We start from the raw sequence: 20,170 nt of genomic DNA on the forward strand, positions 1-20,170 counted from the left end.
AGGAGTATGGGGAAACTAAATAGTGGGGAAATTCTTCACTTATTTAGAACTTATAGAAATGAGAGGAGAATGTACATGGATGTATCATTATTATTGGAGTATGGTTGGGTATTACTCATCCTAATTGCACTTGAAGGGATTTTAGCGGCTGATAACGCTCTTGTTCTTGCAATTATGGTAAAACATTTACCAGAAGAAAAAAGAAAGAAAGCACTATTTTATGGATTAGCGGGGGCATTTGTTTTCCGATTTGGATCGTTATTTATGATTTCGTTCTTAGTCGATGTATGGCAAGTGCAAGCAATCGGTGCCATCTACCTTATGTTTATCGCTGGTAATCACTTATTTAAAACATATGTTAAAAAGAACACAGATGAAGAAACAGAAGAAAAAGAAGCAAAGAAAAAACAAGAGAACTTTTGGTGGACTGTATTTAAAGTTGAGGTTGCTGATATCGCCTTCGCAGTTGATTCAATTTTAGCTGCTGTTGCACTAGCAATGACTTTACCAAAAACAGGATTAGGTACAATTGGTAGTCTTGATACTGGGCAATTCGTTGTTATCTTTGTAGGTGGACTTATCGGATTAATCATTATGCGATTTGCAGCAACTGCTTTCGTACAAATCTTAAAACGTAAACCAGGACTTGAAACCGCAGCATTCTTAATTGTAGGTTGGGTTGGTGTGAAGCTAGCAGTTTATACATTAGCACACCCTGCATTAAATGTAATTCCACATTCATTCCCAGAATCCACTCCGTGGAAGCTTACATTCTGGATTGTATTAGTCGGAATCGCAGTTGGTGGTTGGTTCTTCTCAAAAGAAGTAGAAGTAAAAGTAGAAAAGAATTTAGACGAAAAAGCGCTGTAATTACAGCGCTTTTTCTTTTTTCTTTCTTCCTCTCAATGTCCAGAAAAAATTCCATTATACTACCTTTTGTAAACGTTTTCTTGATGTATGTATGTCCTTTTTGTGAAACATTGCACAAATTTGTTGAAAGTGAGAACAATTCCATGTACTTTATTCATATAAGGAGTATTTATAGAAGATTTACTAAAGGAGCGTATTACTCATGCTAGAACAAGGACTAGATTATGTTGTCAAACTGGCTAAAAGCAAAAAGAAAATACTAGATACAAACCCAATGCAATATTTCATTCGTGCTGCACTTGCGGGTATTTATATCGGTTTTATTATTGTACTATGTTTTAAATTAGGTAACTTTTTTCACATTGCAGATTCACCAGCAACTTATTTAGCTGCTTCTATGTTTTTCGGGATTGCTCTCGTACTTATTATATATGGCGGTGCTGAATTGTTTACTGGGAACACAATGTACTTTACTGTAGCAACTTTAAGAAAAGAAACAACGATTTCTGATACACTACGTAACTGGGTTGCTTGTTATGCAGGTAACTTAGCCGGCGCATTATTCTTTGCCTTACTATTTTACGCAACTGGAATTTTTGAAGCAATTGATCACGGTCACTTAATGAATAAAGTCGTTGAAGGAAAGATGAACACACCTACAATGCAGTTATTCTTTAAAGCCATTTTATGTAACTGGCTCGTATGTCTTGCTTGTTTCTTACCTTCTCAGGTTAAAGGTGACACAGCAAAAATAATAGTCATGATGCTACTTGTTTTCACATTCTTCTTATCTGGTTACGAACATAGTATTGCAAACTTATCACTCTTTGCTTTATCTTTAGTTTCACCGCATCCTGAGACAATTTCTTTTTCAGGTGCTATTCATAACTTAATTCCTGTTACAATCGGTAACATTATTGGCGGATCAGTATTTGTCGGTATGGTATACCACTACTTAACAAAGAAAACACCTGAAGTTCAACAGGAAGAAACTGAAATCGCAGCAGCTCAACAAGAAGAGATTATTCCTTTACAAGCACATATGAAACATTAAAAACTCCAAAGTTTTACTTTGGAGTTTTTAGCTTCCCACGTATTTAACAACAAGGTGAGGATTAATTTCTCCTTCTTCTTTTCCCTTATCCATTCTCTGTTTCATCTTGTGCATACCGATGACATCATTCGTATGAAGGTGAATTTCATTCACATATAATCCCTCTGTACAAAAAGCTTCTACAAAATCTAGTCCATTTTTTGCTCTCCACCCCATATTAAAATCAAGGGAAAGAATATTCACATCATAATTCCGAACCATTTGCAAGGCACATTCTACCGTAGTTGCGGACACATACCCGAACGGGCAACTTCTTTGATCATCCATATATACGTTCATTTTTGACTCCCTCTCTAATTTGAATATGCGGCCAATACATAACACATTGCCCCAAGACTAATAAAAGGACCAAATGGAATTGGCTTTCCTACTTCTATACGTTTTAATACGATACCAATCCCGAAAAAACAAAGACTAAAACAAGATGCTAAAAATAAAACGATAAAAACTCCCTTCACTCCTACTATAAAACCAAGTAACGAAAGTAGTTTTATATCTCCTCCGCCAAGCCCTTCTGGATATATCTTTTGCATGCAATATAACAAAAGGAATATAACACCACTACCAACTATACTATCTGTCCAAGTAACTAATTGTACAAAAATACTTTCGAGAATGAGTAAAACGGCAAACGAAATTAAAATACAATCAGGAATTAACATATATAAGTAATCTGTAACTGAAATAATAAGAAGTAGCGAAAAAAGGGATAAAATGATAATAAGTTCTCGTTCTATTCCAATCATATACACGGTAAGAAGAAATATACTTCCTGTTATACATTCAAATGCTACATATATAATTGGAATTTTCCTCTTACAATTCGTACAACAGCCTCTTTGTATATAAAATGAAATGATGGGGATTAGTTCTTTTGGCCTTAGCACATATTTGCAATAATAACAATGTGAACGCGGGGTAATAATAGACGCACCTAATGGAACCCTCACCGCAACTAACATAAAAAAAGAACCAAACACCATCCCTGCTAACAGTGCATATAAATAAGTGAACATCCCTTCCTCTCCTTTCCAAAAAAACATAGCAAAAAAAGGAGAGAACTTCTACTTCATATTATCCTTTATTCTACTAAAAAAGCAGGCCATTTTCCGGCCTGCTTTCCCCTCTTTTATAAGATGAAATATACTGCTTTTAATGGTCCATGCACTCCGACAACAAGATTCATCTCAATGTCAGCCGAGTTACTTGGCCCTGTAATAAAGTTAATACAAGATGCCGCTGTCTCCCCATTTTCTACGCGTGAGTTCATATCCTGAACTGCTTGTGTAATACGAGGCACAAGTGTTTCACGTGGAATAATAGCAAAATATACAGTCGGTAAAAAGTGTAAAGAACGTCCCTGCCCTTTATGACTTTGTACAACAATTGTACCAGATTCGGCTAATGTATAATCACTAAATGCAATACCAATATTCGCTTTTTCAGCTAAACGCATATTTTCGTCTTTTCTCTCTGGATCCCATACGTTTACTTCAACGTCTCGCTTTGGAAGTTCTTCTTTAAATAAAGATGTTAAACCATATGCATCAAAACGATCATCTGCTGATAATAAAATAGGTCCCCCGCCGTTTTCCATGATTACTTTTTGAAGGTCTTCACCTAAACGGTCATTTGTCGTTTCTACTACAGTTGTATGAATGTTTGTACATTGCTTTTTAAACACTTCTAGTAATTCTTCTTGTGAATAATCTTTTAACGTTTCTATATTCACATTACTTTTCCATACTGGACGCTCTACACCTTCTGTTTTACGTGCGCGCCCAAGTTCTTTTGCAATGTTATCTAGAAAAGCATCACGGTTTTGAATTAATCCTGTCATTATTTATCCCCGCCTTTCTTATGATCTTTATACCAATCACGGAATCGTTCTTTACTTGGAGCTGGGAATTCACGAATATCCGTCCAGTTTTTAAGTGGTCCAACACCTTTTGATACACGATTACCAGATGTAAATGGACTCATTGCCGCTGGTGCCATTTTTGAACCCATTTTATATAAAGCAGCTGAAGAAGCACCCATACTAAACATTTTCATCGCTAGTTTTTCTGCAAGTGGTGCACGACCTTCTTGCTCAACGATGACTTGACGATGTTTTAATAATAAATCATGCAATGGAATTTTTACTGGACAAGCTTCTGTACATGCTCCGCATAAACTAGATGCATAAGGAAGCTCTTTGTAATCATCATATCCACCTAGAAGCGGTGTTAATACCGCACCGATTGGTCCTGAGTAAATCGATCCATATGAATGTCCACCAACGTGACGATATACAGGACATACGTTAACACAAGCAGCGCAACGAATACATTGTAATACGGAACGGAATTCAGATCCAAGAATTGGAGAGCGACCATTATCAACAACCACTAAATGGAATTCTTCAGGTCCATCAACTTCCTCTTCTTGAATTGGTCCTGCTACTGTTACATAACTTGTTAATTTTTGACCTACTGCACTACGACATAGTAAACCAACTAAAACATCTAATTCTTCCATTGTCGGAACCATACGTTCCATACCCATTACCGCAATTTGTGTTTTAGGAATTGACATAACAAGATCTGCATTACCTTCATTCGTTACTAAACAAAGAGATCCAGTATTTGCAACAGCAAAGTTACAACCAGTTACACCAATTTCTGCATCCATAAATTTCTCACGAAGTTGTTTACGAACAAACTTTGTCATTTCATATGGGTCATCAGAATTTTCATAGCCTAGCTTTTCTTTAAATACATCGCGAATTTGCGTTCTATTTTTATGAAGTGCAGGTGCAATAATATGTGAAGGTGGATCGTTATCTACTTGCAAGATATACTCTCCTAAGTCACTCTCTAACACTTCACAGCCAATCTCTTCAAGCGCATGGTTCATACTAATTTCTTCTGTTACCATCGACTTTGATTTTACTACTTTTTTCGCTTGTTTCTTTTTGGCAACGTCTTGAATATACTTTGCAGCTTCCTCTTTCGTCTTCGCAAAGTACACGTGTCCGCCTCTTTTTGATACATTTTCACTTAACTGCATTAAGTAATAATCCAGATTTTCTAACGTATGTTGACGAATTTGTTCACCTAGTTCACGCCACTCTTCCCAGTTTCCTAATTCATCTGCAGCTTTTAAGCGATTCGTATATAAACGCGTTTGTGCAGAAGATACTGCTCCGCGCATAAACGAATCTTGAATTCCATCACCAACGCGATCATTAAATTTTTTCTCACTGATTTTCATAGACATAGCTTATGTTCCCCCTTCATGAGCGACTATTCAGTACCTCAGCAATATGCATTACTTTTACTTCTTTTCCTAAACGCTCAATACGTCCGCCAATGTTTAACAAACACCCACAATCTGCACCGATTAAATAATCTGCACCTGTTTCCATGACACTATCTACTTTTTCGTCTACCATTTGCTCAGAAATTGGAGTCATCTTAACTGAAAACGTTCCCCCAAACCCGCAACAATTTTGCACGTTTGGCAAATCTCTCACAGTTAATCCTTTTACATTTGATAATAAAATTCCTGGTGCTTCTTTTACTCCAAGCATACGCGTCATATGACATGATTTATGAATAGTAGCTATCCCTGGTAAACTTGCACCAACATCTGTAACTTTTAAAACATCTACAATAAACTGTGTAAATTCATAAGTTTTATCAGCAACTTTTTGTGCACGTTTAGCCCACTTTGGATCATCTTTGAAAACATGCGGATACTCATGAAACATTGTCGCACAAGAACCAGATGGCGTAACGATATATTCTGCATCTTCGAAAGTTTCAATCATATGTTTCATCGCTTCTTTTGCTGCTTCTACATGGCCGCTATTATAAGCAGGCTGCCCACAACAAACTTGTGCTTCTGGAAATTCAATTTCACAACCTAAACGCTCCAACACTTCAACTGTTGCTTTGCCGACATTTGTTTCAAACATATCGACTAAACAAGTAACAAATAAAGTAACTTTCATAACTATTACTCCCCCTTTTTACAACTTCACCAACAAACATATGGTCATCAGATGACTTAGTAGAGAAGAAATAGGCTCAACCGTGGCCTATCCTCTCCCTCTTCTAAAGAAAACGCTTACTTAATCTTTCTCTATTTTATCAGAAAATTAAATTTTTAAAAGATTAAATTACGAATTTATATCGTTTTTACCTGTGACAATATGTTCTACATTTGTTAAATGATCTAGCATTGCTTGCTGCGCTAATTCTACATCTTGTTTTAACACCGCATCATATATAACTTGATGCTCTTCTATAAGTCGTTCTGATGTCGTTTGTTCACCATATAAAATAATGCGTCTTGATTCACCAATTGTTTCAGCAATCATCTCTGAAACATGATTCATGAGTTCAAGCAAAATGTTATTATGCGAAGACTCTGCAATTCCCATATGAAATTGAAAATCGGCTTTTTCGCCAGCCTTTTCATCTCCAATGCTCTTTGCCATTTCATCTAACCAATGTTTCATATTTTGTAAATTATCTTCCGTACGTTTTGCCGCCGCTACTCGAACTGCCCCCACTTCAAGCACCTTTCGTACTTCTAATAAATTCAAAATATCTTCTTTCTTCATTAATAATCTATTGTTTAATGATTTCGTTAATGAAGAAGAATCGAAGTTCTTCACATATGTACCTTCTCCTTGTTTCATCTCAATTAAGCCCATCGCTCTTAGCGCACTTAGCGCTTCACGAACAGCAGATCTGCCAACTTGAAACTGCTCAGCTAATTGATGCACAGGGAGTAGTTTGTCACCAGGTTTTAACGTACCATTTTTAATCATTGTTAAAATAGCTTCAGATACTTCTTCGTAAATTTTTTTCGGTTTAATAGATTTGTACTCCAGTTAAATCACCTCAGTATCTTCCAAACAACAATTGAAACGATTTATAAGAACTTTGCATCATAACTATTTTAGACCGAATTGATAAGAAGTACAAATGTTTTGTTCATAAAATAGTCAAATTTTCGATATTTATTACATATTAATTTATATTTTTACGTATAAAGTGAAACTTTAATCAGTGGAGGTTTTGTTCATCGCCCACTGATTATTAGCTCTCACCAATCGGGCTTTTACGGGCAGCAGGGCCTCCACCTAACTTCTTTGCTTCCGTTGAATTTTGAGGTGAGTGTCTTACTGCCCGGCGAATAGCGGGATAAATATTTTCTTCAATAAAAAGAACATGTCCTAAAAATTAGAACATGCTCCCCTCATCCTGTACATTCAGTTTAATAATAACCGTTGTTCCCTTATCTTTTTCACTTTCAATTTTCCACTGTCCACCATGTATATGAACAATTTGTTTCACAATAGCAAGGCCTAAACCTGTTCCACCGTGTTGACGACTTCTCGCTTTATCAACTCGGTAAAAGCGTTCTCCAAGATTCTCCAAATGTTCTATATCAATACCAATTCCTGTATCTTTTATTTTTAATTCACAGTAATCATCGATTTGCTCTAAAGTTATAACGATATTTCCTTTTTGATTTGTATACCGTATCGCATTATCTAACACATTATGAAGCACTTGTTGCATACGATCCTCATCAATCATGACAATGACCTCTGGATTTAAATTGGTTGAAATATGAATTTCCTTTTCTATAAACTTAATCTCATACGTATCTAATACGTCTTCAATCAGCTGTGAAAAAACGATAGGTTGCTTCTTTAACGGAAAGTGCTCACCTTCTAATTGTGCTAAGTCTAACAAGTCATGAACGAGACGCTGCATACGACCTGCTTCTTTATGAATTAGCTGCGTTACTTTTTCCTGCTGCGGTCCCTTTGCAACACCATCTAAAATAGCCTCGCTATACCCTTTTATATAACTAAGTGGTGTTCTAAGTTCATGCGAAACATTTGCTAAAAATTCCTTACGCTTTACATCTTCTGTTTCTAATGAATTTGCCATTTTATTAAATGCTTTTCCTAATCGTCCAATTTCATCCTCTGAAGAAACTGTAATCCGCTCCGAAAAATCTCCCGTAGCCAAATGATTTGCAACCCGCTCCATTTGCGAAAGTGGCTTCGTAATTGCAATTATAATTTTCCTTCCAACCCATATCGTAATTAAAATCATAGCAATTGCTAACGGTGCTAAAATAAGACCCATATCATAGATTAAATCTTTTATACTTTTTAAAGGAATATACGAATAGACAATTCCGACTAATTTTTTATTTTCCAATACAGGGATGACAACCCCCATAATATTACGGTCAAAATGTTCTTCATATCCTATTTTTGTCACAGTTTTCCCGTCTAATAGCGTTTGCCTATCTCCTTCACTTATAAGAGAATGATGATGCACATCAAAAGGCAAACATGCGCTTAAATCACGCGGATTAGACACGAAAATAACGTCTGAACTAGATATTTGATCAAACGATCTTACTTTCTCTTCAAAAGTTGATATTCCTTCACGCTTATCATATTGAGCAGCAAGACTTTTTCCTTCCATTACTAACGAAGCTTTTAAATTATCAACGTATAATTTTTCATACGAGTATAAAGATACGAAATAAAGAAAGGACACTGTTACACATACTGCACATACTACTGTAAGCCAAAGTTTTTGTACCATCGTAAACATACGTTACACCTCAAATTTATAGCCTACACCCCAAACAGTTTGAATGTAGTTTCCACTTTCTCCAAGCTTCAAGCGCATCGTTTTCACATGCGTATCTACCGTTCTTGTACTTCCGGCATAATCATATCCCCATACCTTTTCAAGTAATTGCTCCCGGCTAAATACTTGTCCTGTATGTTGGCAAAGAAAATATAATAAATCAAACTCTTTTACAGTAAGAGAAATCGGCTCACCACCCGCCTCTATTCGTCTACTTTTTTCATTGATAAGAATTGGTCCAAATTGAATCTCTTCTTGCTGTTCTTGCTTTGTATATCTTCTTAGCACGGCTTCCATACGGGCAACCAATTCACCAGGACTAAACGGTTTTACAATATAGTCATCTGCTCCCATACGTAAGCCGTTCACCCTATTCCACTCTTCACCTTTTGCCGTTAAAAATATAATCGGCACATCTGACGTTTTTCTAATTTCTTTACAAACTGAAAGTCCATCCATTTCTGGCATCATTATATCTAATACAACGAAATCATAATGATCCGTTTCTAGTTTTTTAAGAGCCTCTTTTCCATTCTCAGCTTCTCCCCACTCATATCCAAAGTTATCCAAATACATTCCAACAAGCTGTCTCATATCACTTTCATCATCTACAACTAGCACTCTATATTTATTCATTGTCCTTCCCTTCCCTCTCTATGAGTTGAAACGGTCCTTTTCCGACTTTAATTGTTTGTTTTATTTTCAAATTCTTCATATCTATAACGCACACTTCATCACTATCATAACTGGCTACATACCCTTCTGCTCCGCTCTCAAAAAATGCAAATGGATTCGACCCTACTTCTACAGAAGCTATTTCTTTATATGTGCTAATATCAAACTTTCTAAGTGTATTCGACCCATGACTGAGTGCATATACGTACTTACTATCCTTCGTTATATTCACAGGCATAAATGGAGCGTGTAAAGAACGCACCATTTCTCCACTCTGTAAAGAATACACTAACACTTTCTCATTTACTTGATTTCCATCACCATGTCCGCCAATCCATATTTCTTTCCCATCAGGACTAATCGTCGCTCCTGTTGATGCTGGCGGAATCATAAAGGATTGAATAACTTCTTTTTTCTTCGTATCAATTGTCGTTAGTTTCGTATCATAAAAGTTTAGTACAGATAACCGATTCTGATACTCTACCATCGTTATAGGCCCTTTTCCTGTTGAAACATTTCCTGTCTCTTTCCCATTTATCGTAAAGAACCTTACCTTTTGAACATTTTGATCAGCAGCAAATAATTGTTTTTTATCGGCTGATACGACCACATTTACAATGCCCTTTCCAGTTTTATATTTTCCCACTTGCCTTCCTTCCGCTAGTGAATATACATACATATATTCTAATTGCTTACCGTATACAAGTATTTCATCGCCATTTGGAAGCAGTGTGATTCCGGCCATTGGCTCATTTAGTTCCCATGTCGTAATTAACTTTTTATCTTTTTTATCAATAAAACTAATGCTGCCTTCTTTTATATTCGTAGTTATAATAACATTTTTATCTTTAGCAATTGGTGTATATGAACTTCCTTGACACCCTACTAGTAGAAATAAAAAACAGAGAAGAAAAACATACTTTCTCAAAAGATTCCCTCCATCTTCGGATGATTTCGTTATAATTGTAAAATAACAAATAAATGTGTGGAAAGTGTGAAATTTCCCTTTCTTACTCAATTTACATATATAATGTACAACAAATAGAATTTGAGGTGTGTCAATTATGCTATTTCCTGATTTAGCGAATAAAATTGTACGAGAAGTACGCAGACTAATTACAGAAAATATTATTATCATTAATATAGAAGGCGTTATTATCGCAAGTACAGATACAGAAAGAATTGGTCAATTTCATGAAGGTGCACTCCGCTGCGCCAAACAAAAGAAAACCGTCATCATTACAAAAGAAGATGAAAGGCGATTGCAAGGTGTAAAGGCTGGGATGAATCTTCCTTTATTATTTCATGATGAAGTAATTGGTGTCATTGGGATTACAGGAGAACCTGAAAATATTTCACGCTACGGAGAAATATTGCGTAAGATGACCGAATTATTAATTCATGAAAACTACTTTTTAGAGCAACTAGAACTTGAGCACCGTTCTTATGAAGCTTTTGTCTTTGATTGGCTTCAAAATACAGAGTGGTCCCCGAGTTTTCTTGATCGCGCCAAAACACTTGGCATTGATTTATATAAGAAAAAACAACTTATTTTGTTTTCTATTGGCAAAAATGACACGATGCTCCAGCGTAAAATATGGCAACACATACGTAATATTTTAACAAAAGAGCATCTATTTGTTCGTTGGGGAAATGATCGTTTTATTTTATTTACAGCAACGAGCTCAAAAGAGCAAACTTATCAATTTTTAAAACGGTTAAAACAAGACTGCGAAACTTTATTTTCTATTTCTTTATATATCGGGATTGGACAAACAGTTACCTCAAACAATATGAACATATGTTACGAACAAGCATTACGCGCTCTTTCTGTATCATTGGAAACGAAAAAAATTGTATTTAATGAAGATTTACGTTTAGAAATGTGTTTACAAGATATTTCTGCCGAAACGCGTGAACAATTTCTAGAGCGTACCATCGAAAACTTATTATCATTTCCTGAGCTTATACATACTTTGCGCTTATTTATCGATTATAACCAATCTTATAAACAGACGGCTAAACAATTACATATACACATTAACACATTACATTACAGGCTAAAAAAGATTGAAGAACATACAGGACTTGATCCAAAACAATTCAAAGACTTAAACGTTTTATACTTCGCACTCCTCCTATTAGATGATCATACAAAAAAGAACGATAAAACAGATTAATCTTTAGATGATTATACATAGAAAGAATCCCTCGACTTTTTTATCATTATAATGAAAGCACTGTTACCACGTTGTTTATTATAACTAAACACGTTAACAGTTTGAGGGGGATTTCCAATGTTAGAAAAACAAATTATTCATTCATTCGTATCTATTGTTGGCGAAGATAATGTAGATACATCCAATATGGGGCGTTTAACTTATAGTTATGATGCCACCCCAAACTTCCAAGCAATGCCTGATGCAGTCATTGCTCCTCGTAATACAAATGAAGTAGCTGAAGTGTTAAAAGTATGTAACACTCACAAAATTCCTGTGTATGTGCGCGGGTCTGGAACAAATCTTTGCGCAGGAACATGTCCACTTGAAGGCGGTATCGTCCTTATTTTCCGCCATATGAACAATATTTTAGAAATTGATGAAGAAAACTTAACAATTACTGTACAAGCTGGTGTCATTACACTTGATATTATTAAAGCGGTAGAAGAAAAAGGTTTATTTTATCCACCAGATCCAAGCTCGATGAAAATTTCTACAATCGGCGGTAATATTAATGAAAACTCAGGTGGATTACGCGGTTTGAAATACGGCGTAACACGTGATTATGTAATGGGGCTTGAACTTGTCTTACCAAATGGCGATATTATTCGCACTGGTGGTAAATTAGCAAAAGATGTAGCTGGTTACGATTTAACTCGTTTATTTATCGGTTCTGAAGGAACACTTGGCGTGGTAACAGAAGCTATATTAAAACTTGTTCCTATGCCTGAAACAAAGAAAACAATGCTTGCACTATATGAAGATATTAATGAAGCTGCACGTGCTGTTTCTTCTATTATTGCAAATAAAATCATTCCAGCAACACTGGAGTTCTTAGACCAACCGACAATTGAAGTAGTAGAAGAGTTTGCGCAAATCGGTTTACCTACAGATGTAAAAGCAATTTTATTAATTGAACAAGACGGCCCTCCCGAAGTAGTCAATCGAGATATTGAAAACATGGCTAATGTTTGCCGCTCTATGAATGCAGTTGATGTTCGTATTGCAAAAGACGAAACAGAAGCAGATGCGCTTCGTACCGCTCGCCGTAGTGCTCTATCAGCGCTCGCACGATTAAAACCTACTACAATATTAGAAGATGCGACTGTACCACGTTCACAAATCGCTCCGATGGTTGAAGCTATTAATGCCATTGCAAAAAAATATAATATTCCTATTTGTACGTTTGGACACGCTGGTGATGGTAATTTACATCCAACTTGTATGACAGACGCTCGTAATGCAGAAGAAATGCACCGAGCTGAACAAGCTTTTGCTGAAATATTTGCGAAAGCAATTGAACTTGGTGGCACAATTACTGGTGAACATGGTGTTGGTGCAATGAAAGCTCCATATTTAGAAATGAAATTAGGTAAAGAAGGTATTGCAGCTATGCAAGGAATAAAGCAAGCTTTCGATCCAAATAACATTATGAATTCTGGAAAAATGTTCGCGAAAGACACTCGAAAAAGAGTGGTGGTTGAGCAATGACCACATTAAATAAAGAAAATATTCAAAAAGAATTTAAAGAACGATTAAGTGAAGATGAATTACTAAACTGTATGCGATGCGGTTTTTGTTTACCTACTTGTCCTACCTACATTCAATCCGGATATAAAGAGTCACATTCACCACGCGGACGTATCGCATTAATGAAAGCAGTCGTTGATGGTTTAATCGAACCAGATGAAGATGTTGAACATACATTAAACGTTTGTCTTGGTTGCCGTGCTTGTGAACCTGTTTGTCCATCTGGTGTAAATTATGGACATTTATTAGAAGAAGCTCGTGATATTATTAATCAAAATAAAAAATTCTCAGTGCCAGTGAAAGCTGTTCGAAAAGTCGTTTTTGAAGGACTATTCCCCCATCAAAATCGAATGAGAACATTAACTGGACTAATCGGATTTTATCAACGTTCTGGTTTACAAACGCTAACACATAAAACAGGGATTATGAAGTTATTCCCTGAAACACTTGCAACGATGGATCTCGTTTTACCAAAAGTCCCTAAAATGAAAGCCATGAAAGATCGTCCTTCATTTTTACCTGCAGAAAGCACAAAGAAAAAACAAGTTGCATTCTTCACAGGCTGCTTAATGGATACGATGTTTTTAGAAACAAATAACGCAACGATGAAACTTCTTCAATTAGCTGGTTGTGATATCGTTATTCCAAAAACACAAAGTTGCTGCGGTGCATTGCATGGACATGCTGGTGAAAAGAGTGGAGCAAAAGAATTAGCAAAGCGAAATATAAAAGCATTCGAAGATTTAAACATCGACTATATTATTACGAATGCAGGTGGTTGCGGGGCTTATCTCGTAGACTATGATTATCTTTTAAAAGATGATCCGGATTGGGCTGAACGTGCTAAGCAGTTTGTTTCTAAAATTAAAGATATTACTGCTATACTAGTAGAACTAGACTTCCATAAGCGAACTGACTTACGACTCACGCCGCAAGTTATTACGTATCAAGACTCTTGTCATTTACGCAATGTTATGCGCACATCTTCTGAACCTCGTATGTTACTAGAGGCTATCCAAGGTGCAACATATCGAGAAATGAAAGATGCCGACCGCTGCTGTGGCTCTGCTGGTATTTACAATATTGTTCATTCAGAGTTATCAATGGAATTTCTAGATTACAAAATGGACCGTGTGCATGAAACAGAAGCAGCAACCATTGTTACTGCAAATCCAGGTTGTTTATTACAAATGAAATTGGGTATTGAGCGAGAAGGGCTTTCTCATAAAATGAGAGGAATTCACATTGTGGATTTATTATTAGAAGCAATTGAAACTAACTCGTAACATACGTAATAATAGGAAAACGGCTATCTCCTTCGTCTATGTAAAGAGATAGCCGCTTTTTTGTCTGCTACAACATTAAAAATATGTTACTTTATTATAAAAAAGAACAACAGAAACATTACAGTTTTGTAAAAATCAATCCATTATATTCCTCAAAAAAACGTTCAAACCATTGATACAATAGGATTCTTCATTTTCTATTTAGGTAACTTTATCCAAAAACCCCCTCTTAAAACCAAGTATAAAAACACTATAAATTCCTTTTATACTCTATATTTCTCTTATTTTTGCTCCCTTCTTCTCTTAGGATAAATTAGGTAATTTTAAAGTCTATGAATTTTTTTCCATCTTTTTTCTCGCAAATTGTATGCTACGATGAATTTGTCAGTCAGACAGGCTGTCAAAAACAAATCGTGTGAAAAACAAATTAAAACTTTATATAGGGGGACACACATCATGAAAAAGCGTGTTTTATTATCTGTAGCTGCTGCAACAGCTCTTACTTTAGGAGTATCTTCTCTAGATGCACAAGCTGCAACAGTACAACCATCTAACGTAAAGGTTCAAAATATTCAGCATTCAAAAGTAATGATGAAACAAATGAGCCAACAAGAATTACAAGCATTCTTACAATCTATGGGAGTTGAATCATTAGCACAATGGCAACAAGGAAACTTCCAACCAAACTGCTTCATTCCTGGTCAACAACCTACTGGAAATGTTGTAACTGAGCAACCAACAGCTAAGCCAGAAACTCAAAAGCCAGTTGAGCAAAAACCTGCCGAGCAAAAGCCTGCTGAAGAAGTTCAAAAACCAGAAGCTCAAAAGCCTGCTGAAAACAACAATACTCAAAAACCTGCTGAACAAAAACCAGCTGAGCAAAAGCCTGCTGAAGAAGCAAAATCTTTAAGCGAGTTTGAACAACGTGTTGTTGAATTAACAAACGCTGAGCGTGCAAAACAAGGCTTACCAGCACTAAAAATCGATACTGAATTAAGCAAAGTAGCACGTATTAAGTCTGAAGATATGCAAAAAAACAACTACTTTGATCATAACAGCCCTACATACGGGTCTCCGTTTGACATGATGAAGAAATTTGGTATTTCTTATACATCTGCAGGCGAAAACATCGCTCAAGGTCAACGTACACCTGAAGAAGTAGTACAAGCTTGGATGAACAGCGCTGGACACCGTGCAAACATCTTAAATAACGGCTTCACTCACATCGGTGTTGGTTATGTAGAAAGCGGCAACTACTGGACACAACAATTTATTACGAAGTAAATAGATTAAAAGAGTCTTCTCATAATGAGAAGACTCTTTTTTAAGTTTCATAGCTTTCTATTATGTATGAATAGAAAATATATAACATAAACAACATAGATCCACAGCTTATTACACTAAGCAATACATAAAATCCCCACTCTAAGTTCAAAAACAATGAAAACAATATGCCACATGCCATCACTTGAAAAATCCGTCTACTCACTAAACAAATTTTTTGTAATTTAATTGGATCTTTTTCTTTGCCTTTTATTTTCTTAAATTCTTTACTCAGCATAAAAAGAAACATACTAATCCCAATCGTTAATCCTGTTTGAAAGGATATCAAATCCCCAAAATTAATAAAGAGAATAAGCGTATGAATAAACAACATAAATAACGTAATTTTCTTTATAAATCCGCCTATAATACCATGCTCTCTTTCATTAAACTTAAATATATTATGTGAAATAATATACAAAAATCCATATGAAAAAATAATAAAACAGGGAATAAATGCTACAACGACTTGTTTACTCATAAACTCGTTTGGCTGACCATTTACATTCCAATGTACTGCCATACGATTTGGTAAATAGGGATAGAGAAATAGAGTAAGTAAAAGACAAGCGAAAAATATTCCCAGTACATACTTATATTTAATCAAGTGATTCTCACCTCTCTTTTCTCTTAACGGCTTCGCTTCTTTTAGAGAAATCCCTGCAAAAATCTACTTTTTTCAAGTTAAAACTTATACTTTACGCATTTTCTTTTTGAAATTCTTTTATTTTATTATTTAACTTTGTAGGAAACGGCACATCAACTTCAATCGCTTCTTTCGTAATTGGATGCAAGAAATGTATCTTCATCGCATGCAATGCTTGACTGGACATATATTTTGTTTGTCCACCATATAATACATCCCCAACTAATGGATTACCATTATGACTCATATGAACACGAATTTGATGTGTTCTACCCGTTTCTAATTGTAACGTTACGAAAGTCGTGTTTTGCTTCTTAAAATACTTTTCTACTTTATAATATGTGATAGCTTGGTCACCTTTTGGAGAAATACGACGCCTTGTAGCATGATGGCGATCCCTTCCGATAGCAGCATCAATCTTTCCTTGTTTCTTCTTTACTTTCCCTTCAACGAGCGCTGCGTACGTTCTTTTAATTTTTCTTTCCATTAATAAGCGATCCATAATTGAACCAGCAATTCTATGCTTAGCAAACACGACACCACCTGTCGTATCTTTATCTAAACGATGAATATGACGCACCTTCGTCTCTAAACCTTGCATTTGAAAATGAAAAGCAACAAGATTTGCAAGCGTCCCGGTTCCACCTTTTTCAGCAGGGTGTGTGTCCATTTGCTCTGGTTTATTTACGATAAGTACGTGATCATCTTCGTATACTACATGTAATTCACCATATTCTGGATCTACACCGTACTCTTCCTCCGCAAACATATGGACTTGTAACTTATCGTTCTCTTTTAAAAGCTCATTCCATCTTCTTTGTTCCCCGTTAACCGTAACACCTTTTTCCATACGAAGCTGATGTAATAGCTTTTTCGGTATTTCCCATTCTACTTTTAATACCGATTCAATACTTATACCATTCCATTTAGCTGGAACGGTAATTTCACACCATTCACCCTTTTTCTTTGTTTCCATACTGTTTATCACCTTATTTCTATTGATTCTCTCATTGTAACGGAAAACACACTTTGATGCACCGTCAAAAATAGAGGACAGTCTTATAATAGACTGCCCCTCAAGCTCTAAGTCTTTTCATTTCTAACAATACTTCTTCAGCTTTTTGTTCATACGATAAATCCTTAAAGAAATCCGCCAACCTTTTATAATCATTGTAAGCATCTAATAAATCGTCCATCTTTTCTATTTTCATCACTTGTTGTTTTTGTTTCATTTTTACTGGATAGCGATAACCTGATACTTCTTGTATTTTGTAATACTCATCCTCTACTTGAACGACCTTTACAAGTTCTTCCTCTTCTGCATCCATCGTATACCCGTCAAATTCTCTAAGTAGTTCATAAATGATATGAGTCCATTCATCTTTTGGATAAAATCCTTTTTCTAACCGATAACCGACAATGCGATACATATGCCCATCGTTCTCGGCAAACTGTACTGTATCATTTAACTTAAACTTAAAATAACGAAACATTGCCTTCACCTACTTATTATGTAATGTTCTTATCACATACTATTTGCAAAATGTAGGCTTTGCTATTCATAAAAAATGCTCATCATATTGATGAGCATTTTTTACGATGATTTTTCTCGTTTTTTTCGAAATGGTAACCACCAGTTCCAGTCTCCAAATAACTTCATTAAGCTTGGTACGAGCATAAGACGAATAATTGTTGCATCAAGAAATATTGCTAATGCAACGCCAAGACCCATCTGCTTTACTGGTAAAATATCAGTAAATGCGAATGCACCAGTTACAACAATCATTATTAAAGCAGCTGATGTAATGATTCTACTTGTTGAAACGAGCCCTTCTAACGTTGCTTGATCGTTATCTCCTGTTTCTTCATAGAGCTCATGAATACGTGAAATAAGAAATACTTCATAATCCATACTAAGCCCAAATACGAGGCCAAAAATGAAGATTGGTAAGACAAACAGAACCGGACTTGCTTCTAAACCGAAATGACCACCTTCAAATAACCAAACAACAATTCCAATGGTTGCACTTAAACTAAGTATATTCATAACAATTGCCTTAATTGGAATGAGTATAGATCGGAATGCAAATAATAATATAACAAAGGTCGATCCAAATATAACAGACATACCAATTACAACTTTATCTTTAATTTCATCTTCTAATTCTTGTTGAAACGTCGTCATTCCGCCTAGATAATACGTAACATCCGTTTCTTTATAGTTCTTTTTAAAGTCACGTACCCACTGTTTTGCAGTCTCTGTACGTGGTTTTGTTTTCAAAAATATTTCTATCGTCGTCTTATTCCCTTGCGTGTATGCTTCAAATACAGGAGCTAGTTTCGCTGATTCTGGCGACTGCAACATTCCAACAACTTGATCTGCTTTCATTCCAGTTAACCCGTCGTATAAACTTCTTACTTCATGTACTTTCTTATCACCTTTTAACTTTTGAACGACTTCTTCTATCTTTTGTAGACTTTCTTTTTCTTTCATATCTTTTTTCGTCTCTACAACTAACGTAACATCAGCGTGTGTTTTGACAGTTTCATTAAATGCTTCTTCATACTTTTCATATGCAATCCTTGTATCACTCTTTTCAGGTAAAGCTTCAACACCAGGGAACTGCAAATTAGCTGTACGTAACGGTAATAAGCAAATAACAATAAATGTTGTAACAACAATAATCATTGCAATTGGATGTTTCATCACAAATTTTGCAAATTTACGCCATGCTTTTGCCGGCGTATGTGCTACTTGATTCTTTTTTAATATTCTTTTACCGATTAACGATAATAGTGCTGGAAGAAGTGTGAGTGAGAATAAAATACTCATAATGACAACAATCATTCCGCTAATCGCGACAGATTGAATATAATCTATCTTAAAGAAAAACAAACCGGATAACCCAACAAATACGCATAATCCTGAAAATACAATCGCACGTCCTGCCGTTTGATATGTAATTGCTATCGCTTCTTTTACCGTTCGTTTAGCAACTTCCTCTCGAAAACGGTTCACAAATAATAGCGCAAAATCAATAGATAATGCAAGTCCAATCATCGGTGCAACGTTTAACACGAAAATAGATAGTTCTTTATCAACACCGATGAAATACAATATACCCATCGTACTAATAACACTAAGCGCCCCATTCAAAATCGGTAAAATTGATGCCAAAAGGCTACCAAACGAAAATAGTAATACAAGAAACGCAATTGGTAATCCAATCATCTCTGCTACTTTTAAATCATTTTGCGTTCTTTCATTAATCTCTTTATTAATTTTCGGAAACCCTGTAGGTGTTACTTTTAATGCTATATTACTTTCTTTCTCAATCTCATCAGCAAATTGTAATGTCTTTTCCATTCGTTCCTTATTTGTTTTCCCGGAAAATAAAATTGTCGCATAGCCGATGTCATCTTGTAGCATTTCTTTATTTTGGATTGGGTGATGGAAAGATTCATAGTTCTCTTTCTCTTGAACATTCTTTACAATTTCATTTATTCGCTTTTTAAATTCCTCATGCGAAGCATCTTTATTTTTCTCAAAAACGAGCAGCAGCGTATCTTGAGACTTCTTAAAATCTTTATCTAAAATTTCTTTCGTTTTTTGATAGTCGCCTTCCGTTTGGAAACCGTCACCACCTAATACTCCCGGTAGCTTTGGAGCAAAAATCCCAAGTGCGATTGCGAGCAACAGTAACGCTACAATTACTGTATAACGAAACTGATACAAAAAGGCTCCTAACTTCCCCCACTTATCAACTTTATGTACATTTGTCTTCACACATTTTCACCTACTTTACATAATTCAATTGTCACTTATACTG

Annotated in this window: 19 protein-coding genes; 6 read left to right on the plus strand and 13 right to left on the minus strand. The window is 35.6% G+C overall.

Annotated elements, in window-relative coordinates; genetic code table 11:
- The first annotated feature begins 75 nt into the window (after positions 1-75).
- Complete coding sequence (locus BLT20_RS01310; protein ID WP_000383326.1) at positions 76-870, plus strand: TerC family protein; 795 nt, start codon at positions 76-78, stop codon at positions 868-870.
- 202 nt (positions 871-1,072) lie between these two features.
- The gene (locus BLT20_RS01315) at positions 1,073-1,924 is read left to right on the plus strand and encodes a formate/nitrite transporter family protein (RefSeq protein WP_000893024.1); all 852 of its coding nucleotides are present in this window, start codon (positions 1,073-1,075) and stop codon (positions 1,922-1,924) included.
- Between the two features lie 27 nt (positions 1,925-1,951).
- On the opposite strand, the gene BLT20_RS01320 is transcribed toward BLT20_RS01315, so the two are convergent.
- The 9 genes from BLT20_RS01320 to BLT20_RS01360 all read right to left on the minus strand — a co-directional run bounded on the left by BLT20_RS01320 (position 1,952) and on the right by BLT20_RS01360 (position 10,264).
- Entirely contained in the window at positions 1,952-2,263 is a 312-nt protein-coding gene (locus BLT20_RS01320; protein WP_001103771.1) for a cyclic-phosphate processing receiver domain-containing protein, read from the minus strand.
- A 14-nt stretch (positions 2,264-2,277) separates the two neighbouring features.
- On the minus strand, positions 2,278-3,000 hold the full coding sequence (locus BLT20_RS01325; protein WP_000495725.1) for a prepilin peptidase: 723 nt from the start codon (positions 2,998-3,000) through the stop codon (positions 2,278-2,280).
- Between the two features lie 113 nt (positions 3,001-3,113).
- Positions 3,114-3,824, minus strand: coding sequence for a LutC/YkgG family protein (locus tag BLT20_RS01330; RefSeq protein ID WP_000147186.1), 711 nt, complete (start codon positions 3,822-3,824; stop codon positions 3,114-3,116).
- Positions 3,824-5,245: a LutB/LldF family L-lactate oxidation iron-sulfur protein gene (locus BLT20_RS01335; protein ID WP_000061926.1), complete on the minus strand. Its 1,422-nt coding sequence runs from the start codon at positions 5,243-5,245 to the stop codon at positions 3,824-3,826. Before BLT20_RS01335 ends, BLT20_RS01330 begins: the two co-directional genes overlap by 1 nt.
- A 16-nt stretch (positions 5,246-5,261) precedes the next feature.
- A complete protein-coding gene (locus tag BLT20_RS01340; RefSeq protein ID WP_000869148.1) occupies positions 5,262-5,981 on the minus strand; it encodes a (Fe-S)-binding protein in 720 nt (239 codons plus the stop codon).
- 168 nt (positions 5,982-6,149) lie between these two features.
- On the minus strand, positions 6,150-6,839 hold the full coding sequence (locus BLT20_RS01345) for a FadR/GntR family transcriptional regulator (RefSeq protein WP_254904515.1): 690 nt from the start codon (positions 6,837-6,839) through the stop codon (positions 6,150-6,152).
- Positions 6,840-7,221: 382 nt separating this feature from the next.
- Entirely contained in the window at positions 7,222-8,622 is a 1,401-nt protein-coding gene (locus BLT20_RS01350; RefSeq protein ID WP_000494796.1) for a sensor histidine kinase, read from the minus strand.
- Between the two features lie 3 nt (positions 8,623-8,625).
- Positions 8,626-9,297 carry a response regulator transcription factor gene (locus tag BLT20_RS01355; RefSeq protein ID WP_001046398.1) on the minus strand — a complete coding sequence of 224 codons (672 nt, stop codon included), beginning with the start codon at positions 9,295-9,297 and terminating at the stop codon, positions 8,626-8,628.
- Complete coding sequence (locus tag BLT20_RS01360; RefSeq protein WP_001234151.1) at positions 9,290-10,264, minus strand: YncE family protein; 975 nt, start codon at positions 10,262-10,264, stop codon at positions 9,290-9,292. The genes BLT20_RS01355 and BLT20_RS01360 overlap by 8 nt, the downstream gene beginning before the upstream one ends.
- A 136-nt stretch (positions 10,265-10,400) precedes the next feature.
- Here BLT20_RS01360 and BLT20_RS01365 point away from each other — a divergent pair, with 136 nt between their 5' ends.
- The 4 genes from BLT20_RS01365 (at position 10,401) to BLT20_RS01380 (ending at position 15,655) form a co-directional block, all read left to right on the plus strand.
- Positions 10,401-11,516: a CdaR family transcriptional regulator gene (locus tag BLT20_RS01365; RefSeq protein ID WP_000898641.1), complete on the plus strand. Its 1,116-nt coding sequence runs from the start codon at positions 10,401-10,403 to the stop codon at positions 11,514-11,516.
- Between the two features lie 117 nt (positions 11,517-11,633).
- Complete coding sequence (gene glcD / locus BLT20_RS01370) at positions 11,634-13,046, plus strand: glycolate oxidase subunit GlcD (RefSeq protein WP_000890757.1); 1,413 nt, start codon at positions 11,634-11,636, stop codon at positions 13,044-13,046.
- Entirely contained in the window at positions 13,043-14,371 is a 1,329-nt protein-coding gene (locus tag BLT20_RS01375; RefSeq protein WP_000209620.1) for a (Fe-S)-binding protein, read from the plus strand. Before glcD ends, BLT20_RS01375 begins: the two co-directional genes overlap by 4 nt.
- A gap of 456 nt (positions 14,372-14,827) precedes the next feature.
- The gene (locus BLT20_RS01380) at positions 14,828-15,655 is read left to right on the plus strand and encodes a CAP domain-containing protein (protein WP_000747603.1); all 828 of its coding nucleotides are present in this window, start codon (positions 14,828-14,830) and stop codon (positions 15,653-15,655) included.
- A 40-nt stretch (positions 15,656-15,695) separates the two neighbouring features.
- Here BLT20_RS01380 and BLT20_RS01385 read toward each other — a convergent pair whose 3' ends face one another.
- The 4 genes from BLT20_RS01385 to BLT20_RS01400 form a co-directional block, all read right to left on the minus strand.
- Complete coding sequence (locus BLT20_RS01385) at positions 15,696-16,301, minus strand: DUF1648 domain-containing protein (RefSeq protein ID WP_000599001.1); 606 nt, start codon at positions 16,299-16,301, stop codon at positions 15,696-15,698.
- A gap of 91 nt (positions 16,302-16,392) precedes the next feature.
- The gene (locus BLT20_RS01390) at positions 16,393-17,316 is read right to left on the minus strand and encodes an RluA family pseudouridine synthase (protein ID WP_000448350.1); all 924 of its coding nucleotides are present in this window, start codon (positions 17,314-17,316) and stop codon (positions 16,393-16,395) included.
- A 100-nt stretch (positions 17,317-17,416) separates the two neighbouring features.
- Positions 17,417-17,833 carry a hypothetical protein gene (locus BLT20_RS01395; protein WP_000490301.1) on the minus strand — a complete coding sequence of 139 codons (417 nt, stop codon included), beginning with the start codon at positions 17,831-17,833 and terminating at the stop codon, positions 17,417-17,419.
- Between the two features lie 101 nt (positions 17,834-17,934).
- On the minus strand, positions 17,935-20,127 hold the full coding sequence (locus BLT20_RS01400) for an MMPL family transporter (RefSeq protein WP_000856405.1): 2,193 nt from the start codon (positions 20,125-20,127) through the stop codon (positions 17,935-17,937).
- Positions 20,128-20,170: the final 43 nt, after the last annotated feature.

The organism is Bacillus sp. cl96 (assembly GCF_900100505.1).
GTDB classification, from domain to species: Bacteria; Bacillota; Bacilli; order Bacillales; family Bacillaceae_G; genus Bacillus_A; species Bacillus_A cereus.